The sequence below is a fragment of the Serratia sp. 121840015-1 genome, from assembly GCF_053627655.1.
In genome coordinates, this window is the sequence record NZ_JBSEYF010000001.1 from 2,594,850 (window position 1) to 2,613,192 (window position 18,343).

The 18,343-nt window shown below is 64.4% G+C and carries 14 protein-coding genes; 1 reads left to right on the forward strand and 13 read right to left on the reverse strand.

Translation table 11 applies throughout. The annotated features are described in order from the left end of the window. Positions 1-8 precede the first annotated feature (8 nt). Complete coding sequence (locus ACUXAC_RS12605; RefSeq protein WP_070914039.1) at positions 9-521, forward strand: GNAT family N-acetyltransferase; 513 nt, start codon at positions 9-11, stop codon at positions 519-521. 22 nt (positions 522-543) lie between these two features. On the opposite strand, the gene ACUXAC_RS12610 is transcribed toward ACUXAC_RS12605, so the two are convergent. The 13 genes from ACUXAC_RS12610 to phnE (ACUXAC_RS12670) all read right to left on the reverse strand — a co-directional run bounded on the left by ACUXAC_RS12610 (position 544) and on the right by phnE (ACUXAC_RS12670) (position 18,304). Next, positions 544-1,056 (reverse strand): DUF2165 family protein, encoded by a 513-nt coding sequence (locus tag ACUXAC_RS12610; protein WP_049272535.1) that lies wholly within the window; start codon positions 1,054-1,056, stop codon positions 544-546. A gap of 118 nt (positions 1,057-1,174) precedes the next feature. Further along, complete coding sequence (urtE, locus tag ACUXAC_RS12615; RefSeq protein WP_387444302.1) at positions 1,175-1,873, reverse strand: urea ABC transporter ATP-binding subunit UrtE; 699 nt, start codon at positions 1,871-1,873, stop codon at positions 1,175-1,177. Positions 1,874-1,885: 12 nt separating this feature from the next. Continuing rightward, the gene (urtD, locus tag ACUXAC_RS12620) at positions 1,886-2,692 is read right to left on the reverse strand and encodes an urea ABC transporter ATP-binding protein UrtD (protein WP_015377102.1); all 807 of its coding nucleotides are present in this window, start codon (positions 2,690-2,692) and stop codon (positions 1,886-1,888) included. After that, a complete protein-coding gene (urtC, locus tag ACUXAC_RS12625) occupies positions 2,689-3,765 on the reverse strand; it encodes an urea ABC transporter permease subunit UrtC (RefSeq protein ID WP_016928582.1) in 1,077 nt (358 codons plus the stop codon). Before urtC ends, urtD begins: the two co-directional genes overlap by 4 nt. Further along, positions 3,765-5,345: an urea ABC transporter permease subunit UrtB gene (gene urtB / locus ACUXAC_RS12630; protein WP_060421130.1), complete on the reverse strand. Its 1,581-nt coding sequence runs from the start codon at positions 5,343-5,345 to the stop codon at positions 3,765-3,767. Before urtB ends, urtC begins: the two co-directional genes overlap by 1 nt. A gap of 56 nt (positions 5,346-5,401) precedes the next feature. Beyond that, on the reverse strand, positions 5,402-6,670 hold the full coding sequence (gene urtA, locus ACUXAC_RS12635) for an urea ABC transporter substrate-binding protein (protein ID WP_038880098.1): 1,269 nt from the start codon (positions 6,668-6,670) through the stop codon (positions 5,402-5,404). Between the two features lie 26 nt (positions 6,671-6,696). Then, complete coding sequence (locus tag ACUXAC_RS12640; protein ID WP_084827869.1) at positions 6,697-7,416, reverse strand: GntR family transcriptional regulator; 720 nt, start codon at positions 7,414-7,416, stop codon at positions 6,697-6,699. Positions 7,417-7,430: 14 nt separating this feature from the next. After that, positions 7,431-11,051 carry an urea carboxylase gene (uca, locus tag ACUXAC_RS12645; RefSeq protein WP_454266679.1) on the reverse strand — a complete coding sequence of 1,207 codons (3,621 nt, stop codon included), beginning with the start codon at positions 11,049-11,051 and terminating at the stop codon, positions 7,431-7,433. Beyond that, positions 11,044-12,882 carry an allophanate hydrolase gene (gene atzF, locus ACUXAC_RS12650; RefSeq protein WP_454266680.1) on the reverse strand — a complete coding sequence of 613 codons (1,839 nt, stop codon included), beginning with the start codon at positions 12,880-12,882 and terminating at the stop codon, positions 11,044-11,046. The genes uca and atzF overlap by 8 nt, the downstream gene beginning before the upstream one ends. A 222-nt stretch (positions 12,883-13,104) precedes the next feature. Further along, a complete protein-coding gene (locus tag ACUXAC_RS12655; protein ID WP_454266681.1) occupies positions 13,105-15,672 on the reverse strand; it encodes a putative mucin/carbohydrate-binding domain-containing protein in 2,568 nt (855 codons plus the stop codon). Between the two features lie 176 nt (positions 15,673-15,848). After that, positions 15,849-16,313: a YehS family protein gene (locus ACUXAC_RS12660; protein WP_004939471.1), complete on the reverse strand. Its 465-nt coding sequence runs from the start codon at positions 16,311-16,313 to the stop codon at positions 15,849-15,851. A 231-nt stretch (positions 16,314-16,544) separates the two neighbouring features. Then, positions 16,545-17,444, reverse strand: a complete 900-nt coding sequence (gene phnE, locus ACUXAC_RS12665; protein WP_033637591.1) for a phosphonate ABC transporter, permease protein PhnE — start codon at positions 17,442-17,444, stop codon at positions 16,545-16,547. Next, a complete protein-coding gene (gene phnE, locus ACUXAC_RS12670; RefSeq protein WP_019454695.1) occupies positions 17,441-18,304 on the reverse strand; it encodes a phosphonate ABC transporter, permease protein PhnE in 864 nt (287 codons plus the stop codon). Before phnE (ACUXAC_RS12670) ends, phnE (ACUXAC_RS12665) begins: the two co-directional genes overlap by 4 nt. Positions 18,305-18,343: the final 39 nt, after the last annotated feature.

Here is an 18,343-nt window from a genome sequence, read left to right on the forward strand (position 1 = left end):
GGGCACAGATGTTCACCGTCCGTCAGGCATTGCTGGAAGATTTAACGCAGGTGCGCGATATCGGCATCCGCACCTATCGCGCGCACTTCGGTGAGCTGTGGCGCTACCCGCACGAGCTGGAGGCCTTTCTGGCCGAGGATTTTTCCGTCTCTGCGCTGGAACGGACGCTGCGCGATCCCGACGTGTGCTGGCTGTTGGCCTATGAGGATGACGCCCTGGTCGGCTATGCACGTGTGAACTTCGACAGCCTGTTGGCCGCCACCCAACGGCGCGGCGCCGAACTGCAAAAGATCTACTTCCTGCCGGATTACGCCGGGCGCGGTTTCGGCCGACAATTTTTCGAACAGGTGCAACGGCGGGCCGTCGAACGCCGTCAGCCCCTGCTGTGGCTGGAAGTGCTGAAACAGAACGCAGACGCCCAGCGCTTTTATCAGCGGCAAGGCCTGGCCGTATGTGGCGAGGCCCAATACACCAGCGAACAGGGTGCCATCGAACTTTGGGCGATGAGCAAGGCGCTGTAACCGCGCCCCGCTCCGGCGTCGTTTAGCGCGGCTCCCGCTGCAGCATCAGGAACAGCAAGGCAAACGCATTGGGCGCCAGGTAGATCAGCGCCCCCAGCTGCACCGCCAGCGGATCCTTCTTGGCCTGCCAGGCCATAAACCAGTCGCCGGCGACCACCATAAAGCCGACGCCCCACACCGCAATTGCGCAAATCGCCCCCAGCATCGCCCAGGCTTTACCCTTGGCGAAGGCGGCGTAAGGGCCTTTCAATCGCCCGATCATCAGCACCACGCCTGCGGCCGCGAATAGGCCGGCCAGCGTTTCCAGCGTGGTGATGACAGCCAACCCCAACATGCAGGCCCAGTCGGCGCTGATCGCGCGCCACATCAACCCCGGCGTCTGATAGGTATCCTGCATGGCGAGCAGCGGGCCCACCGCATTGCGCGCGGTGCCGGCGAAATCCGCCGTATTGTTCAACAGGCTGAACAGCCCCCACAGGGCCGGAAACAGGGACAGGACGATGCAACCAAGGCGTGACACAGTGATTTCGTTCATGATGATGTTAGCTATCCATGGCAAGGGATTAATAAAAAACGCCTTTTAGATTAGTCCATAACATCCGCAAGGAGAAACAGCTGCACGACTTTCAGACATGCGGCTCCCTTTGCCTCGTTCAAATCGCCACCAGCCCGCGTACGCCGTCCTGTTCCATGGCGCTGCCGGCGCCGCGCTGCACGATGCTGCCGCGCGACATCACCAGATAGCTGTCCGCCAGATCGGCGGCAAAGTCATAGAACTGCTCCACCAGCAGGATCGCCATATCGCCCCGCGCCGCCAGTTGTTTGATCACCGCGCCGATCTCCTTGATCACCGAAGGCTGGATCCCTTCCGTCGGCTCGTCGAGGATCAACAGCTGCGGCCGGCAGGCCAGCGCCCGGCCGATCGCCAGCTGCTGCTGTTGCCCGCCGGAGAGATCGCCGCCGCGCCGATCCTTCATTTGCCGCAGCACCGGAAACAAGTCATAGATCGGATCCGGCACCGCGCGCGCGTCGGCGCCGGAAAAGCGCGCCAGCCCCATCAGCAGATTCTCCTCGACCGTCAGACGCGGGAAAATCTCCCGCCCCTGCGGTACATAGGCGATGCCCGCCTGCACCCGCTGATGCGGCTTTTTACCGGTGATGGTTTCGCCCTGCCAACGGACGCTGCCGCTGCGCGCCAGGACCAGCCCCATCAGGCATTTCAGCAACGTGGTCTTGCCCACGCCGTTGCGCCCCAGCAGGCAGGTCACCTCGCCGATGCGCACCTCGAACGACAGGCCGCGCAGAATGTGGCTGCCGCCGTAATACTGATTCAATTCCTCTACCTGCAGCATCGTTACGCCTCCTCAGCGCCCCAGATATACCTCAATCACCCGTTCATCGGCCTGCACCTGCGCCAGCGATCCTTCCGCCAGCACCTGCCCCTGGTGCAGCACCGTCACGCGATCGGCGATGGTTTCCACAAACCCCATATCGTGTTCCACCACCATCAGCGAATGCTTGCCCGCCAGCTCGCGGAACAGTTCGGCGGTGTAGTCGGTTTCGGCGTCGGTCATGCCGGCCGCCGGCTCGTCGAGCAGCAGCAGGTGCGGTTCCTGCACCAGCAGCATGCCGATCTCGAGAAACTGTTTCTGCCCGTGAGATAAAAGCCCGGCGGGCCGGTGGCGTTCATGCCCAAGCCGCAGGGTCTTCAGCATCTCGTCGATGCGGTCGCGCTGTTCGCTGCTCAGGCGGGCGCGCAGGCAGGCCCACACCGATTTGCGGGTTTTCTGCGCGATCTCCAGATTTTCGAACACCGTCAGCGCCTCAAACACCGTCGGTTTTTGAAACTTGCGGCCGATGCCGGCGTGGGCGATCTGCATCGGCGCCAGCCGGGTCAGATCGACGGTCTGATCGTAAAACACCCTGCCGCTGTCCGGCCGGGTCTTGCCGGTGATCACATCCATCAGCGTGGTCTTGCCGGCGCCGTTGGGGCCGATCACGCAGCGCAATTCGCCGACGCCAATGCGCAGCGACAGATCGGTCAGCGCGCGAAAACCGTCGAAGCTGACGTTGACGTTGTCGAGCTGCAGCACCGGATCGGTTTGCTGCCGGTATTTATCCGCCGGCAGCGGGTGGGTAAACAGCTCGTCGGTCACTTGCATCGCTTTCATGAGGTTTTTCTCCGGCGCAGCAGACCGATCACCCCTTTGGGCAGAAACAGCGTGACGACGATAAACATCAGGCCGAGGAAGAACTGCCAGTATTCGGGAATGGCCATGGTGAACCAGCTCTTGGCGCCGTTGACGATGCCGGCGCCGAGCAGCGGCCCCACCAGCGTGCCGCGCCCGCCGAGCGCCACCCAGATGGCGGCCTCGATCGAGTTGGTCGGCGACATTTCGCCGGGGTTGATGATGCCGACCTGCGGCACATAGAGCGCGCCGGCCAGCCCGCACAGCACCGCCGACAGCGTCCAGACGAACAGCTTGAAGCCCTTCGGATCGTAGCCGCAGAAGGTCAGCCGGTTTTCCGCATCGCGCACCGCGGTCAGCACCCGGCCGAACTTGCTGCGCGCCAGCGCAAAGCCGATGGCCAGGCTGGCGGCCAGCAGCAGCACCGTCGCCAGAAACAGCGCCACCCGCGTGCCGGCGGCGGTGATGGGAAAGCCGAGCAGCGTGGTGAAACCGGTAAAGCCGTTATTGCCGCCGAAGCCGGTTTCGTTGCGAAAGAACAGCAGCATGCCGGCATAGGTCAGCGCCTGGGTCATGATCGAGAAATATACCCCTTTGATTTTCGAGCGGAAGGCGAAGTAGCCGAACAGGAAGGCCAGCAGGCCCGGCACCAGCACGATCAGGCACAGCGCCCAGGCGAAATGCTGGGTGCCGCTCCAGAACCACGGCAGCTCATTCCAGGAGAGGAACGCCATAAACGCCGGCAGCCCGTCGCCCGCCGCCTGCCGCATCAGGTACATGCCCATGGCGTAGCCGCCGAGCGCGAAGAACAGCCCGTGGCCGAGCGACAGCAGCCCGGCATAGCCCCATACCAGATCGAGCGCCACCGCCACCACCGCGTAGCACAGGATCTTGCCCGCCAGCGTCAGGGTATAGGTGGACACCGCCAGCGGATGATCCGCCGGCAACAGCGTCATGAACGGCATCACCAGCAGCGCCAGCAACGCCAGCCCGCCGATGCTCAACGCCAGCCGGGGCGCTTTCTGCACGCCGGTCACGGTCAATGGTTGGCTCATCAGTCAATCACCCTGCCCTTGAGGGCGAACAGCCCCTGCGGGCGCTTTTGAATAAACAGAACGATCAGCACCAGGATCAGGATCTTGCCCAACACGGCGCCGATCTGCGGCTCGAGGATCTTGTTGACGATGCCGAGGCCGAAAGCCGCCGCCACCGTCCCCGCCAGCTGGCCGACGCCGCCGAGCACCACCACCAGGAACGAATCGATGATGTAGCCTTGCCCCAGCTCCGGCCCGACGTTGCCCAACTGCGACAGCGCCACCCCGCCGAGCCCGGCGATGCCAGATCCCAGCCCGAAGGCCAGCATGTCCACCCGCCCGGTGGGCACGCCGCAGCAGGCCGCCATCGCGCGGTTTTGCGTCACCGCGCGCACGTTCATGCCGAGCCGAGTCTTGTTCAGCAGCAGCCAGGTCATCGCCAGCACCAAGAGCACGAACGCGATCACCGCGATGCGGTTCCACGGCAGCACCAGGTTCGGCAGCAGCTGCACGCCGCCCGACAGCCACGCTGGGTTGGCGACCTCCACGTTCTGCGCCCCGAACAGCACCCGCACCAGCTGGATCAACACCAGGCTGATGCCCCAGGTGGCCAGCAGGGTCTCCAGCGGCCGGCCGTACAGGTGGCGGATCACCGTGCGCTCAAGCAGCATGCCGATCCCGGCGGTGATGGCGAACGCCACCGGCAGCGCCGCCAGCGGGTAGAGCGCCAGCCACTGCGGCGCAAACTGCTGAAACAGCCCCTGCACCAGGTAGGCGGAATAGGCGCCGAGCATCAGCATTTCGCCGTGCGCCATATTGATGACGCCGAGCAGGCCGTAGGTGATCGCCAGCCCGAGCGCCGCCAGCAGCAGGATCGAACCGAGCGACAGGCCGCTGAACGCCTGGCCGAGCAGATCGCCGATCATCAGGCGATGCTGCACCTGCTGCAGGCTGCGTTGCGCCTCGGCGCGCACCGCGGCGTCCGGCTCGTGGGCGGCATCGGTCAACGCTTGCAGCCGCGCGCGGGTTTCCGGCTCGCCCGATTCGCCCAACAGCCGCACCGCATTGAAACGCACCTGCGGATTGCCGTCGGCCAGCTGCAGGTTAGCCAGCGCCAGGCTCAGCGCCTGATGCACCTGCGGGTCTGTTTCCCGCGCCAGCTGCCGGGCCAACAGCGGCAGCTGCTCGCCGTTCGCTTCGCGCTGCAGTGCGCTCGCCGCCTGCAGCCGCACCGCCGCGTCCGCGCTGACCAGCCGCTGCGCCGACAATGCGTTGGCAATCAGAATGCGCAGCCGGTTGTTCAGCCACACCTTCTTCGGTTCGCCAACCGGGGCCGCCTCGCCCTCGAGCGGCAGATAGCGATCGCCCTGGCGGATAAAGGCGCGCTTCGCCCCGTCGATCGCCACGGTTTCCTGCTGCAGCCCCTGCAGCAGCGGCAGGCGCGCGGCGTCCGGCTCGGCCGCCCAGGCCTGCAGCAGTTTGGCCTGCTGCGCACGGTTAGCCGCCGCAAACTCATCGGCCGGCCCGGCCTGCGCCAGCAGGGGCCAAGCGCACAGCAGCCACAGCCCGACGCGCAGAGAAGATAAAAACGGAGATTGCATCAGCTGCCTCTTCTGTTGGGCCGGCGGGCGTAGGGCCGCGCCGGCGCTGAGTGACGTTACTTGCCGCCCTTCACCGGGTAATCCGGCTTCTTGTCGTTGCCGGCGATATACGGGCTCCACGGCTGTGCGCGCACCGGCGCTTCGGTCTGCCACACCACGTTGAACTGGCCGTTGCCCTCGATCTCGCCGATCATCACCGGCTTGTGCAGATGGTGGTTGGTCTGGTCCATGGTCAACGTGAAGCCCGACGGCGCGGCGAAGGTTTGTCCGGCCATCGCCGCGCGCACCTTATCGACGTCGGTGGTGCCGGCCTTTTCCACCGCCTGCGCCCACATGTGCAGGCCGACGTAGGTGGCCTCCATCGGATCGTTGGTGACCGCGGTGGCGTAATTCGGCAGGTTGTGCGCCTTGGCGTAGGCTTTCCACTGGCTGACAAACTGCTTGTTGGTCGGGTTATCCAGCGATTCGAAGTAGTTCCAGGCCGCCAGGTTGCCCACCAGCGGTTGGGTATCGATGCCGCGCAGCTCTTCCTCGCCGACCGAGAAGGCGATCACCGGCACGTCGGTGGCCTTGACGCCCTGGTTGGCCAGCTCTTTGTAGAACGGTACGTTGGAGTCGCCGTTGATGGTGGAGATCACCGCCGTGTTGCCGCCGGCGGCAAACTTCTTGATGTTGGCGACGATGGTCTGGTAATCGCTGTAACCGAACGGCGTGTAGACCTCTTCAATATCCTTGTCCTGCACGCCTTTGCTGTGCAGGAAGGCGCGCAGGATCTTGTTGGTGGTGCGCGGATAGACGTAATCGGTGCCCAGCAGGAAGAAGCGCTTGGCGCCGCCGCCGTCCTCGCTCAGCAGGTATTCCACCGCCGGGATCGCCTGCTGGTTCGGCGCCGCGCCGGTATAGAACACGTTCGGCGACATCTCTTCGCCTTCGTATTGCACCGGGTAGAACAGCAGCCCGTTCAGCTCCTCAAACACCGGCAGCACCGACTTGCGCGACACCGAGGTCCAGCAGCCGAACACCGCCGCCACCTTGTCCTGGCTCAGCAACTGGCGCGCCTTCTCGGCGAACAGCGGCCAGTTGGAGGCCGGATCCACCACCACCGGCTCCAGCTTTTTACCGAGCACCCCGCCTTTGGCGTTGATCTCGTCAATGGTCATCAGCGCCACATCCTTCAGCGGCGTCTCGGAAATCGCCATGGTGCCGGAGAGCGAACTCAGAATGCCGACCTTGATGGTGTCGGCGGCCTGCGCGCTCCAGGCCAGGCCCAGGCCGATCGCGGCGGCGGACAGCGCAAAAGCTTTGATAAAACGACGACGTTGCATAGTTCAAACTCCTGATGTGTGTGAAATCAAAATCGTTGCGCCGAGCGCGCGGGCTGCTGGGCCCGCGCCTGATGCAACATGTGCAGCGTTATTTTTCGTACCTCTGCCTTGCTGACGGCGATATGCTCGCCGAGCAGCGCTTGCGCCGCCTCGCTTTGCCGCTGCAGGATCGCCTGCAAAATGGCGGCGTGTTCGCGGTAGGTGGCGTCCACCCGCGCCTGCTGGGTGAAATCCAGCCGGCGAATGATGCGGATCTTTTCGGTCAGCTCGCGGTGAATGCGCGCCATCTCGCCGTTGCCCGCCGCGGCCACCAAAGCCTGATGAAACTGCTCATCGTGCTGCGACACCGCCTGGCCGTCCGCCAGACGCGGCGCTTCGGTCCAAAAACGGTTCAGCGCCGCCAGCGCGGCCGGCGTTTCCCCGGCCGGCCATTCGCACAGCCGTTTCACCGCCTCTTGTTCCAGCACGATGCGCAGGTCGTACAGCTCTTCGAAGTAGGCGAAGTCGAACGGCCGCACCTGCCAGCCGCTGCGAAACAGCACCTCGACATAGCCTTCGCGCTCGAGCCGAAACAGCGCCTGACGCACCGGCGTGCGGCTGGCCGCCATGCGCTGCGCCACGTCGCTTTCGCTGAAGCGATCGCCCGGCAGCAGGCGAAACTCGAAGATGTCGGCCTTGAGCTGCAGATAAATGCGCTCCGCCAGCCCCTCAGGCCGCGCCTTGTGCTCCCCGTTGGTGATTTGCATCATCGCCCCTCCGTTCAGACCGCTTTTTCCAGCCACAGCAGGGCGTCGCCCGGCCCGACCGGCCGCCCCTGCCGGCAGCTGATGCGTTTGACGATCCCGGCGCGCGGCGCAGTGACCGCCAGCTCCATCTTCATCGCCTCGACCACGATCAGCGGCTGACCGGCCGCCACCGCCTGCCCCGGCTCCACCAGGATCTTCCACACGCTGCCGTTCAGATCGGCGCTGACCAGATCGCCGTCGATGGCGTCTTCTTCCTCCGGCGGCAACAGCTGCGCCTCGGCCTCGTCGTCATCGCTGCGCCAGCGCGCCACTTCGGCGCTGAACGCCTGCTGCTGGCGATGCTGGAAGTCGGCGATCGCCTCGGCGTTGTCGGCCAGGAAATCGGTGTAGGCGGCGAAGTCGAATTCGCTCTCTTCGATGCGCACCTGCATGCGCCCTTCGCGGAACGCTTCGCGCTGCTCGTCCAGTTCTTGCTCGCTGACCGGGTAGAAGCGCACCTGATCGAAGAAGCGCAGCAGCCAGGGCTCACCGGCGGTGAACTGCGGGTTTTTGAGGAATTTGTTCCAGATCGGCAGCGTGCGCCCCACCAGCTGGTAGCCACCCGGCGAGTCCATGCCGTAGATGCACATGTACATGCCGCCGATGCCCACCGTCCCTTCGGCGGTGTGGGTGCGCGCCGGGTTATATTTGGAGCTCAGCAGGCGATGGCGCGGATCGAGCGGCACCGCGCAGGGCGCGCCGAGGTATACGTCTCCCAGACCGAGGATCAGATAGCTGGCGTCGAACAGAATGTCGCGCACCTGCTCGCGTTGGCTCAGGCCGTTGATGCGCTGGATAAAATCGACGTTGTTCGGCAGCCAGGGCGCCGAGGCGCGCACCGTCTGCTGATAGCGATCCACCGCGCCCAGCGTGGCCGAATCCTCGAACGCCATCGGCAGCCAGACGGTGCGCGTCGGCACCTTCAGGCGGCTGACGTCCCCCAGCGCCCGTTCGCGCGCCAGCAGGCGCTCTAGCAGATCGGCCTGGCTAATCTGTCGGCTGTCGTAGCGGATCTGCAGCGAACGCACGCCCGGCGCCAGCTCTGCCACGCCCGGTATCGCCTCCTCTCGCAGCGACTGCATCAGCAGATGGATGCGCAGCCGCAGCGCCAGATCGAGCACGTTGTCGCCGTACTCCATCAGAATGTAACCGTCCCCCGCCTGGCGATACGCCACCGCCGGGCGCCCTTCCGCCGCCGGCAGCGCCGCCAGCACCGCGGCGGAAACGGTCTCCGCCGGGGCCAGATCCGGCGGCGGCAGGGTGATGGCCTTCACCGCCGCCAGCGCTTCGATGCTGCCAAGCTGCGCCTGTTCCAGCGACTGCGCCTGGCGAAAGCCGATCGGATGGAACCGGATGCGGTCGCCCGGCTTCACCTGCCCCACTTTCCACAGCTCGGCCTTGGCGATGGTCACCGGGCAGACGAAGCCGCCGAGGCTGGGCCCGTCGCGGGTCAGGATCACCGGGAAATCGCCGGTGAAATTGATCGCGCCGATGGCGTACTCGCAGTCGTGCACGTTGGAAGGATGCAAACCGGCTTCGCCGCCGTCCTCCCGCGCCCATTCGGGCTTCGGCCCCGCCAGGCGCACGCCGAGGCGGTTGGAGTTGTAATGCACCTGCCAGTCGGTGGCGAAGAAGGTCTCTATTGATTCGGCGGTGAAAAAGTCCGGCGCGCCGTGCGGCCCGTACAGCACGCCGATGTGCCACTGGTCGCCGTAGTACGGGATCAGGCTGTCGTCCATCGCCTGCGGCGCGGCGATCGGTGCCGGCGTGGTGCAAGCAGCCAGCGCCGGTTGAGCGATCGCCAGCATGTCCGCCACGCGCAAGGTGCGCCCGGCATGCCCGCCGAACTGGCCCAGCGCAAAGGTGGAACGGCTGCCGAGATACACCGGCACGTCAAAGCCGTTGCGTACCGCCAGATAGGTGCGGCAGCCGTGCGTGGCGCGCCCCAGCGTCAGCACCTGCCCGGCCCGCACCGCGATCGGCCGCCAGTAAGCGACCGCTTCGCCGTCCAAATCGGCCGGGCAGCTGGCACCCGTCAGCGCGATGATGGCGTCGCAGTGAAAGCACAGCGTCGGCCCCTGCAGGGTAAACTCCAGCCCGGCGGCCGCCGGGTGGTTGCCGACGATGCGGTTGGCCAGCCGGAACGCGAAGTCGTCCATCGGGCCGGACGGCGGCACGCCGATGTCCCAATAGCCGAGGCGGCCGGGATAATCCTGCACGCTGCTGTAGGTGCCGGGTTGCAGCACTTCGAGGCAGTGCGGCTGGAAACGCACCTCGTCCAGCAGGCGCGTCCAAACGTCGCCGCGCTGAAATTGCGGCGTGGCGATCACCTGCCGCAGATAGTCGAGGTTGGTGGCGATGCCGTGCAAACGGGTCGCCGCCAGCGCCACGCGCAGTTTTTCCAGCGCCTGCGCCCGATCCGCGCCGTGCACGATCAGCTTGGCGATCATCGGGTCGTAAAACGCCGAGACTTCGCTGCCGGTCGCCACCCAACCGTCGAGGCGCACGTCGGTGGGGAAATGCACCTCGGTCAGCACGCCGGGGCTGGGCTGGAAGTTTTTCAGCGGATCTTCGGCGTAGAGGCGCACTTCGATCGCCACGCCCTGCGGCGCGCGTTGCAGCGCCGCCCAATCCAGCGCGTCGCCCGCCGCCACCTGCAGCATGCCTTCGATCAGATCCAGGCCGGTGACCATCTCGGTGATCGGGTGCTCGACCTGTAAGCGGGTGTTCACTTCCAGGAAGTAAAACTCGTCGCGCGCGGCGTCGTAAATGAATTCCACGGTGCCGGCGCTGCGGTAATTCACCGACTCGCCCAGCGCCACCGCCGCCCGATGCAGCGCCTGGCGGGTCGCCGCCGGCAGGTGTGGCGCCGGGGTTTCTTCCACCACTTTTTGGTTGCGGCGCTGCAGCGAGCAATCGCGCTCGCCGAGCGCTACCACCCGCCCCTGGCCGTCGCCGAAAATCTGTACCTCGACGTGGCGCGCGCGATCGACGAAGCGTTCGATAAAGGCGCCGGCGTCGCGGAAGAACTGTTCTCCCAGCCGTTTGACGCTGTCGTACGCGTCGCGCAGCGCCGCCTCGTCGTCACAGCGCGTCAGGCCGATGCCGCCACCGCCGGCGGTGCTTTTCAGCATCACCGGGTAGCCGATGCGCGCGGCGGCGGTAACCGCCTGCTCAACGCTCTCCAGCAAGCCGGTGCCCGGCGTCATCGGCACTCCGGCCAATGCCGCCAGCTCGCGCGCCCGGTGCTTGAGGCCGAACTCGCGGATCTGCGCCGCCGTCGGGCCGATAAAGGCGATGCCCGCCGCCTCGCAGGCTTCGGCAAACTCGGCGCTCTCGGACAAAAAGCCGTAACCGGGGTAGATCGCCTGCGCGCCGGTGGCGGTGGCGGCCGCAAGGATCTTGTCGATGCGCAGGTAGCTGTCGGCGGCCTTGTCGCCGCCGAGCGCCACTGCCTTGTCGGCTTCGGTGACGTGCGGCGCATTGCGGTCGGCGTCGGAATAAACCGCCACGCTGGTGACGCCCAGGCGTTTCAGGGTGCGAATGGCGCGGCAGGCGATTTCGCCGCGGTTAGCGATCAGTACGGTATTAAACATGTTCGTGCCCCTTAAGGCTGGCGAGATAGTCGCGCCAGCCGCCAAACTCAGTGATATCCGTGGCGCCTTCCAGCGCCCAGGCTTCGCAGATAAACCCCTTCACCCGCCGGCCGTCCGCCAGCAGCAGCGTGCCGATGCCCAAGGGCGCCGGGATTTCCGCCACAAACTCGCCGAAACGGGCCAGCGGGATGTCCCACAGCTCAAGACGGATCGCCGCTCCCTGCGCCACGCGCGCCAGCCCCGGCTTCGACGGCTCGGTATCAGCCAGCGCGTAGAGGCGGTAACAGGGGGCGGTGACGGTTTGCTCCACCCGCACCGCGTCGCGCTGCGTCAGCTGGACGTTGAGCGGCATACCGCTGAGGTGAGCGCCCACTACCGCCAGACGCACATGTCCCGCAGACGGGGCCGGTGTGGGCTGCGGCGGCAATGCCCGGCCGGTAGCCCCGAGCGGTAAGGCGCTTTGCCGTTGCCAGCGCAGGCCAAACGCCGCCAGCGCCCGGTCATGCCAGGCGGGCGCAATCAGGGTGATGCCCGCCGGCAGCCCGTCTTCGCGCAGCGGCCCCGGCAGCGCCAGCGCGCTCAGATCGGCCAGGTTGGTGAAATTGGTGTAAGTGCCGAACTGCGAATTGAACAGCACCGGCTCCTGCGCCATCTCCGCCAGGGTGCGGATAGTGGGCGCAGTCGGCACCACCAGTGCGTCGAACGGCGCCAGCCGCTGGGCAATTTGCCGCGCCAGCTCGGCGCGCAGGTATTCCGCCTTGTAGGCGTCGCAGGCGCTGTAGCTCAGGCCGTTGCCGACGATGCCGCGCACCACCGGGTCGATAGCCTGTGGGCTCGCTTCCAGCACCTGCTCAATCGCCACCGTGCGCTCCGCCACCCAGGGGCCGTAATACAGCTGCTCCGCCAGGGTGCGAAACGGCGCGAAATCGAGGGGTTCCAGCGTGGCGCCGCCCGCCTGCAGCTGCGCCAGCGCGCGGTGAAACGCCCGCTCAGCCTGAACGTCACCAAAAAACTCCAGCTGGGCGGGGATGGCGAAACGCGGCGCGGCGGGAATATCCGCCGGCGCGGTATGCGGATCGGGGCGGGAATACGGATCTGCCGCGTCAAAGCCGCTCGCCAGTTCCGCCACCTGCGCCGCATCGGCCACCGTCAGCGCGAAGACCGACACCGTATCGTTCAACCGGCAGGCCGGCACCACGCCGCGGTTGGACAACCGGCCCTTGGTCGGCTTCAGCCCGACGATGTTGTTAAACCCGGCGGGCACGCGCCCCGAACCGGCGGTGTCGGTGCCCAGCGCGAACGGCACCAGGCCGCGCGCCACCACCGAGGCGGAGCCGGAGCTGGAACCGCCGCTGACGTAGCGGCTGTCGAAGCTGTTAACCACTGCGCCATAAGGTGAGCGGGTGCCCACCAACCCGGTAGCGAACTGGTCGAGGTTGGTTTTACCGAGGGCGATCGCCCCGGCGGCGCGCAGGTTGGCGACCGCGGTAGCGTCCGCCGCAGCCTGATAGGTGAACGCCGGGCAGGCGGCGCTGGTTGGCCAGCCGCCGACGTCAATATTGTCTTTGATGGCGAAGGGCACGCCGAACAGCGGCAGGCGGCTGAGATCGCCGTCGACCGCCGCCAGCAACTGCGCCAGCTGCCGATACTGCTGCTCGCGCTGCGCCGGCGTGGCGAGATACAGCCAGGCGTTATCGTCCGGGTTCAACCCGGCGATCAGCGTTTCGATCGTCGCGCTGACGCAGGCGAGGCGCTCACCCGCCGGACGGGTTTGATAATGGTGCTGCCATTCACTGAGGGTAAAACCGCACGTTTCAACAGGGTCGCTCATCGGCTGAATTCCATCTGGTACACAAGATGGGATTCAACAGAGCAACCGGCGTGCCAATTTTTAATCTCATGATTTCAATAAATTATAATTAAAACTTATGACGACGAGAGTGAACGGCCTGCACCAGCGGCGCGCAGCGGGAGAACAAAAAGAGTGCAATAGGGGATGATGCAGAGGAAAATCGGGGCGACGATACTCGCCGCCCCGGGAGGCCGATGGGGATCAATCCTTAATGCGTTTCAAACCGACCGGCGTAATGCAGTAGGTCTGTTGCTTGCCCTTCTCCGCCAGCCGCACATGCTGCATCTCGTTGACGATCGTCAGACGGTTGTCCGGCTCTTCATGCCGCAGATGGATCACCTCACCGCCGTAGCCTGACAGCGGCAGCACCCAGGTTTTAGCCTGTTGATTTTGGCTGCCGATGACGTCGTAGCTGAGCAAGGTATTACCGTCCGCATCCGTCACGCTGAGGAAGGCGTAGCTGTCGGCAAAGTAGTGGTGAGCAATCCCCGCCGCCAGCGTCACGGTCACGGTTTTCTTCACCAGATCGACGGCGCAGGTCAGAAACTGGCGATCGCTAATCCCTTTGCCGGCCACGGTAAACGCATTGCCGACGTTAGCGCCCGGCGGCGTATTGTCGGCCGGCAGGCAATCCCGATAGGTCGCCAACAGCGGCTCGCGCTGCGGCTCGGCAAAGGCGCCGATCGCCAGATAAATATCGTCCTTGAACGACGACGATGGCGCGTAGTAGGCCGGCAGCAGCCGGCGCAAACGCTGCGCCGCCTGTTCCAGGCGCGTCAGCAGCGCCTGCTCGGGATCGCCGGGCAACGCCGGGTTTTTCAGCCCGCTGGTTTCGATACGCAGCACGTTGGTTTTGTTTTTGTTATCGATGACGCCGGCCGCCGCCGGATTCAAACGCACCCGGCTCGGCTCCACATGATAAATCTCGATGTCATCACCCTCGGCAAACGGCAGCTCGTCGTGACTTAACGTAGCCTGAGTGCCCTGAACCTCTTTGCTGAACCGCACCGCACCCTGCCGATCGCGTAGCGTCACCCGGGCATAGGTTTCACCCGGGAAGTAGGCGTGCGGCGTGGTGCTGGTCACGTCAACCACCACCGCCCCTTTGGCGCGATCGACGACCACGGTGGCGAAGACCGCATCGCTCAGGCCCAACAGATTGATCTCCTGCGACACGATCGGCGAAGCGGCTTTGCGCTCGAAGCGAAGCGTCACCGCGTTTTTCCCCTGTTTCACCGTCAGGTAACCCGCCGTCGGCCGGTATTTGCGATCTTTACCGGTCGGCAACCGCAGGGTGTACACGCCGATCGGCAACCCAGCCAGGGCCAGGGTCGGCGCGTCGATACGGACCTTGTGGGCATAGCGCGCCCCTTCCATCAGGACAAGATCCTCACCGTAGATCTGCGCAAAGTCATCGATATCCAGACTCAGGGCGACATCGCCTTTCAGGCCGCTCGCCTTGAGCTGAGAGGAATCGACCAGGCGCAGGGAGGAATCCAGCTTCAGCTGTGCCAGCACCGCCGGCAAACTCTGCGCATCCACCAGTTGATACAGCGGGTATACCGCCTTGGCGTGGCTGAACGCGTTGAGATCGCGCTGCGTTTGGGTGATCACGCCGCCGGTCAGCTCGACGAACGGCGTCACGTCGATTTGCTCGCCGGCCGCGGCGAAGCTTGCCGACAGCAGGTCCAGCAAGGCATGTTCGGACGGCACGAAGCCCGGCGTATTGCAGCTTTGGCGATACTGCTGGTTAAAGTGCGTGAAGGCGTTCTTGCCTGCCTTGTCGACCATCAGCATCGCGAAGAACAGCTTGGAGCGCAGATCCCACTGGTTGAGCGGCGTGCCCTGAGCGATCAGATCGACGATTTTCTTCTCGACGCCGGCCGCGTTGCCGTAGTTATACAGCCACCCTTCCTGGTATTTGCGCTCTCCCAGCATCACGTCCTGATAGCAAGCGGCGTAAATATTGTTCCACATCTCACCGGTGGAGAAATATTTGTCGCCCATAAAGTGCCCCTGATAGCCGTGCGCGATCTCATGCAGGCTGCCCCAGTTGCTGTCTTTCGGCGTCAGCCAGAAGCTGCTGACCGAGCTGCTGGTTTCCGCCGTCCAGCGGCCGCCGTAATACGCGGCGCCGGCGCCGTGTTTATCGGCCTTCATAAAGTAGCGGTTGCGAATATTGCGATCGGATTCGTGTTCAGCCTCGAACGAGACGCCGGTCAGCGCATTGTAGAAGGTGAAAATGCGGTCATAGTAGGCGATCAGCCCGTCGATGTTTTTCGCTTCACCCAGCGACTTCAGCGCCGGTTTACTGATTTTCGGCACCAGCAATACCGCGTATTCCGCATCGACCAGCGCAAACTCGGCGTCCCGATCGTCCCAGCGGGCGAAGAATGCGGCTTCGTTTTCGCCGCGGCGATAAACCGGCAGCGCTTTCGCCGTGTCCGGATACTCGAACTCCAGCGCCGGTTCGCCCTGCCCGTACGGCGTATCGATAAACGGCACCGAGACGGCATTGACCTGGGCCTCGACCCAGCTCGCGCCGACGCTGAATTCAGCCTCCGTTTTGCTGTCGTCATTCAGCAAGCGCAGCGTGAGCTTGCCGGTAAACGCCGCGTTGGTCTGCCGCACTCGCAGCACCTGCCCGGCGGCGAGAATGATGCCCAGGTGCTGGCGATCGTGAGCGATACCTTTGCTCATGCCTGCCGCATCCAGCCAGACCGGCCGGGTCAACGTGTAAAGTGATTGGGTTTTCGTGATGGTTGGCATCCTGCTTTCCTCATGGTTTGGGTGATTGAATTGACCATGAGAAAGTAACCGGGGGGCGGCCCGCCCACCATCGATGGCGGATGGCTGAGGGCCTGTACAACAACGGCGGGCGGGAGAGCGGCAATAAAAAAGGCGCAACCTTGCGATTGCGCCTGAGGCTCGGTGAACGCTGCGCGTTACTCGCCGCGAACGCGCTGCGCCAACCCTTTGAGGAAGTAGCGCAGCATCTGATCGCCGCATGGGCGGTAGTTCTTGGTGCCTTCTTTGCGGAACAGCGCGCTCAGCTCCGGCTTGGAGATGCGGAAGTCCACCGCGGTGAAGATCTGGTGCATGTCGGTGTCTTTCAGCTCGAACGCCACGCGCAGCTTTTTCAGCACCAGGTTATTGGTGATCGGCAGCTCAACCGCCGGCGCCGGGAACTTGTCGTCCTTGCCGCGTTTGAAGAACACCAGGCCATTGAGGAAGTGCGCCATCACTTCGTCCGGGCACTTCTCGTAGCCCGGCTCGCCTTCTTTGATCACGTAAGCGTCCATCGCCGACACCGCCACCTCGAAATCGTCCAGTTTGATAATCTCGACCATTTTGGCGTTGTTAATGCTCAGCATATAGCGCACGCTGCGCAGCACGTCGTTGTTCATCATGGGATTGCATTGCCTTTACTTGTCTAACGGGGACGTGCGCATTGTAAAAAAATGCCCCATACCCAAAATAATTGGAGTTGCATCGCGGCGGCAAATTTGTAAGCCCCTGGAGCATAGTTAACTATGTGACCGGGGCGCGCAAATGCAGCCAACAAAGAGGCAGCTCCAAGTATGACGGGTATGGCCGCACACCTTGAATGTGCGGCAGTATAGGGATCGGCAAGGGGTTTCTCAATCGATTTGGCTTTTTTGCTGATACAGCGGGATGTCTTCGCCGATGATGTACTTGTTGCGCAGCATCGACGAGACCTTATCCATGATCATCACCACCACCACCAGAATCAGGGTGATGAACATCACCACGTCCCAGTTCCACAGCCGCATGTTTTCCGCGTACACCAGGCCGATGCCGCCGGCGCCGACGAAGCCCAGCACCGCCGCAGAGCGAGTGTTGGACTCGATCTGGTACAGGCTGAGCGCCAGGAAGGTGGGGAACGATTGGGTGAAGATGCCGTAGCGGTGCTTCTGCAACCCGTTGGCGCCCACCGCCGTCAGGCCGCGGCTGGGGGACTTGTCCACCGCCTCGTGCCCTTCGGCGTACAGTTTGCCCAGCAGCCCGACGTCCTGCATCACGATCGCCAACACCCCGGCCAGCGGCCCCATGCCGACGGCGCGCACGAAGATCAGCCCCCAGATCGCCATGTCGATACCGCGCAGCACGTCCAGCAAGCGGCGCACCAGCACGGAGATCGGCCGCAGCAGCGGCGTCGACATCACGTTGCGCGCGGCGAAGAACGACAGCGGCAGCGCGATAAGCGACGCGGTGATGGTGCCGGCGAACACGATGGCGATGGTGATGCCGATCTGCTGAAAGTAGTACATGAACGGCCAGTTGACGAAGTCGTGCCAGACGAACATGCGCAGGAAATAGCGCCCCAGCTGCTGGCAGCCGTTGATAAACTGCGGCCAGGTAATGCCGAAGACCAGGAAGAAGAACACATAGTACAGCACGATCGCCAGCGCGATCAGGCCGACGGTGCGCAGGTAGCGCCCCTGCTGCGCGAAGATCGCAGGATGCTGTTGTTTCAACTGGCGCAGCGTTTCCGCCGACGCCGGAGTGCCCGCTATCATTTTGCCCCCTCCACCACGCGCTTACGCAGCTCGCCCGACACGTAGTCGAGCACGGAAACCACCACGATGATCAACAGCAGCGTCATGCTGACCTGATCGTAGCGGTCGAGTTTAATGTTGGTCATCAGCTCCTGGCCGATGCCGCCCGCGCCCACCAGCCCCAAAATGGTCGACTGACGGAAGTTGATCTCCAGCCGCATGAAGCTGTAGGAGAGAAACACCGGCTTCACCTGCGGCCACAGGCCGAAGCGCATGCGCTGCAGCGGCGTGGCGCCGCAGGCCGCCAGCCCGCGCACCGGTTTGTTGGAGGCGGTTTCGATCGATTCGTAGAACAGCTTGGTCAGGCTGCCGATGGTGTGCAGCGCCAGCGCCAGGAAGCCGGGAATGGCGCCGATGCCGAACGCCATCACGAACATCACCGCCCACGCCAGCTCCGGCATGGTGCGCAAAAACGCCACCAGCGTGCGGATCGCCAGCCGCACCGAGGCCGGGGTATAGGTGTTGCCGGCCGCCAGAAACGCCAGCACGGTCGCCACCAGCACCGAGAAAATGGTCGCCGCCAGCGCCAGCTGCAGGGTCTCCCAGATCAGCGGCAGCTGGATATTCAGGCGGTAACCCCAGTAGGCCAGCGAGCCCTCGGTGCGCCCGTCGGCGAACAGTAAATGCCAATGCAGCGTCGGAATGGTTTCGGCCAGGTAGTCGAAGAAGTGCGGAATAGATACCCAGACGGTGTGCAGGTTGAACTCGGCGAGGTTGCCGGCGCCCAGGTACAGCACCACCAGCCCGAGCGACCACAGCAGCGCTTCGCGCTTTTGCTTGCTGCGGATCCGTTGGTAATAGTGTGCGAAATCGGTATTCAAAAGAGGTCTTCCATCTTTATGGAACAAGGGGTTCAGCAC

What these genes read in the sequence shown, in the direction of transcription:
- ACUXAC_RS12605 (WP_070914039.1), top strand. Translation starts at nt 9, where the DNA reads ATGTTCACCGTCCGTCAGGCATTGCTGGAAGATTTAACGCAGGTGCGC.
- ACUXAC_RS12610 (WP_049272535.1), bottom strand. Translation starts at nt 1,056, where the DNA reads ATGAACGAAATCACTGTGTCACGCCTTGGTTGCATCGTCCTGTCCCTG.
- urtE (WP_387444302.1), bottom strand. Translation starts at nt 1,873, where the DNA reads ATGCTGCAGGTAGAGGAATTGAATCAGTATTACGGCGGCAGCCACATT.
- urtD (WP_015377102.1), bottom strand. Translation starts at nt 2,692, where the DNA reads ATGAAAGCGATGCAAGTGACCGACGAGCTGTTTACCCACCCGCTGCCG.
- urtC (WP_016928582.1), bottom strand. Translation starts at nt 3,765, where the DNA reads ATGAGCCAACCATTGACCGTGACCGGCGTGCAGAAAGCGCCCCGGCTG.
- urtB (WP_060421130.1), bottom strand. Translation starts at nt 5,345, where the DNA reads ATGCAATCTCCGTTTTTATCTTCTCTGCGCGTCGGGCTGTGGCTGCTG.
- urtA (WP_038880098.1), bottom strand. Translation starts at nt 6,670, where the DNA reads ATGCAACGTCGTCGTTTTATCAAAGCTTTTGCGCTGTCCGCCGCCGCG.
- ACUXAC_RS12640 (WP_084827869.1), bottom strand. Translation starts at nt 7,416, where the DNA reads ATGCAAATCACCAACGGGGAGCACAAGGCGCGGCCTGAGGGGCTGGCG.
- uca (WP_454266679.1), bottom strand. Translation starts at nt 11,051, where the DNA reads ATGTTTAATACCGTACTGATCGCTAACCGCGGCGAAATCGCCTGCCGC.
- atzF (WP_454266680.1), bottom strand. Translation starts at nt 12,882, where the DNA reads ATGAGCGACCCTGTTGAAACGTGCGGTTTTACCCTCAGTGAATGGCAG.
- ACUXAC_RS12655 (WP_454266681.1), bottom strand. Translation starts at nt 15,672, where the DNA reads ATGCCAACCATCACGAAAACCCAATCACTTTACACGTTGACCCGGCCG.
- ACUXAC_RS12660 (WP_004939471.1), bottom strand. Translation starts at nt 16,313, where the DNA reads ATGATGAACAACGACGTGCTGCGCAGCGTGCGCTATATGCTGAGCATT.
- phnE (WP_033637591.1), bottom strand. Translation starts at nt 17,444, where the DNA reads ATGATAGCGGGCACTCCGGCGTCGGCGGAAACGCTGCGCCAGTTGAAA.